Below are 2,471 nucleotides of genomic sequence, written 5' to 3'. Positions count from 1 at the left end.
GTAAGAGAATTTGTTTTCAAACAGAGTGAAGGCGTCGTTCCATTCAAGGCTGAGTTCATAACCTTTCGTGCGGAGGTCGGCGGCATTCATCTTCGGGGAGTCCGCGCCGTATATGGCGGGCAGGGCGACACCGTCTGTGATCATGTCCTTGGTATCGCGGATGTAGAGGTCGACAGTGGCATTGAGACGGTTGTTGAAGAATCCGAAATCGAAGCCGAGGTCCCACTGGTTAGCCTTCTCCCATGTGAAATCCTGGGCGATAGGAATGCCTACGGAAGAGTATTTTGCCACGTTGGCATTGTCGAAGGTATATATGTTGTCTCCGGAGAAAGTGCTGATTGAGACCTTGCGCAGGAATGTGTAGAGGTCGGAAGTGTTCTGGTTTCCGAGGCTTCCGTATGAGAGGCGCACTTTTCCGTTGCTCAGCCAGGGGTTGAGACTTTCGAGGAATTTCTCTTCGCTGTAACGCCAGCCGACAGATCCTGAGGGGAACCAGCCCCAGCGGTGTCCTTTTGCAAATCTGGAGGTTCCATCGTAACGTCCGGAGAGTTCCACGAGGTATTTGCCCAGATAATCGTAGTTGATTCTGCCGAAGATACCCTGAAGGAAATAATCGGTCTGACCGCCTGTCACCTTGGCGCCGTCAAGACTCGGTGCCAGCCCGAGATCGTTGAGATCGGGAGTCCCGAGATTCTGGACATATGTGGAGTATGTCTTGTAGTTGCGGTTTTCGTAATTGTAGCCTGCCACTACAGTCAGATTGTGCGCGTCTTTGAAAGAATCCTTGTATGTCACAAGTGCGTTTGCCGAATAATAGTTGTAGGTTGCCATCGATTCCTTGAAGTCATCCTGACCGGCGCCGGAACTGTATGTCTTCATTTCCGCATCGGGATAGACGCGGTATTGAATGGCGTTTGAACGCGAGTTGCTTCTGTTCTGGTAGAATCTGTATGTGAAATCGGCAGAGAACGTAAGCTGTTTGATAGGCTTGATATTGATGCGTGATGTCGTGGTGAAGTTGTTTTTGCGGGTCTCGCCGGGGTGCATCCCCTGCATTATCATTATGGCGCGTCCGTTTGCCGGTTTGTATGAGGTATAGGGGTTTTCATATATGTATGAGCCGTCGGGATTCGTCAGCGGGAAGAGTGGGAATGCGTTCTCGCCTGAATAAGCGAGTGTGTTCTCTATCGAGCCATCGCCCTGATAATTGTAGCTTGAGCCGAAATAGGCGAGGTTCTCCTCGAAATCGATATATTTGTTGACGTTGAAGTTCAGCCGGCTGCGGAGTGTGTACTGGTTGTATTTGTCGTTGTTGTATTTCGCAATGCCGTCATTGTGCTTGTAGCCTCCCGACACGAAATATCTCACTGCCTTCGAGCCGCCCGAGAGCGACACATTGTGCTGCGTCAGGAAGCGGCGGCTTTTCCAGAGCTCGTTCCACCAGTCGGTATTGGCGTAATATTTCCATTGCTTTCTGCCGTTCACTTCCTCAACCACGGTCCATGGACGGTCGGGATGCTCAGTCTTGTCGTTGACGCGGGCGAGGAGCTCCATGTAGTCCTTGTCGGTATAGTTCGGCATGAGATATGATTTCGTCTGTCCGTAGTGGAAGTCTTCAAGCATGCGAAGATGCCAGTAACCGCTTGTCTCGAAGTCGGTGCTCTGAGTCGTCTCTTCCCAGCCGAATCTGCCGTTGTATCTCACGGTTGCCTTGCCGTCCTGCTCGCTGCCTCCCTTGGTGGTGACAAGAATGACACCGAATGCGGCGCGTGCACCGTATACTGCAGCCGCCGAGGCATCCTTGATCACGGATATGGAGGCTACGTCATTGGGGTCGACCTGGTCAATCTCACCGATGGCTCCGTCGATAAGCACCAAAGGAGAGGCGTTGTTGATAGATGTGCGTCCTCGAATGTTCAGAGTGGCGGAAGAACCGGGTTTTCCCGAACTTGTGGTCACGTTGAGACCGGCTACGGCTCCCTGAAGCATTGAGGAAACGTTGCTTACCGGACGTCCTTCAAGGCTCTTGCCCTCTATCGCGGCTACGGCACCGGTAAGATTTACTTTTTTCTGCGTACCGTAACCGATAACCACGGTCTCCTCGAGGGTTTGGGAGTCTTCTTTCATCTTGACATTGACAACTGTCTGGTTGGCGGCAACCTTGACAGTCTGTTGCTGGTAGCCGATAAGGGCTATTTTCAGGGATGCCGGACCTTCGGGCACCTGAAGGGAGAAATTGCCATCGATGTCTGCCATGCATCCGGTGCGGGAATTTACCAGCATTACGCTGGCTCCGACGAGGGGCTCTCCGGTTTCGTCGGTGATAGTACCCGTCACTTGTCTTGTTGCAGCCCAGGCGGGTATGCCCGTCAGAAATGCAACAAGAAGTAGAATTAGTCTGCTGACTTGTTTCATAAGTTAGGTATTAGTTGTGAATAATAGTTGATTTAGATTGTAGGATTGTATTGTGG

Annotated in this window: 1 protein-coding gene; it reads right to left on the bottom strand. The window is 51.7% G+C overall.

Translation table 11 applies throughout. The features are described 5' to 3' along the window. On the bottom strand, positions 1–2,415 hold a 2,415-nt coding region (locus JX312_RS12225; RefSeq protein ID WP_204458176.1), incomplete at its 3' end, for a SusC/RagA family TonB-linked outer membrane protein. Positions 2,416–2,471 lie beyond the last annotated feature (56 nt).

The organism is Barnesiella sp. CU968, assembly GCF_905219685.1.
Lineage (GTDB): Bacteria > Bacteroidota > Bacteroidia > Bacteroidales > Muribaculaceae > Lepagella > Lepagella muris_A.
Note: the sequence above shows the minus strand (reverse complement) of the source record. Positions and strands in the feature narration are given on the sequence as shown.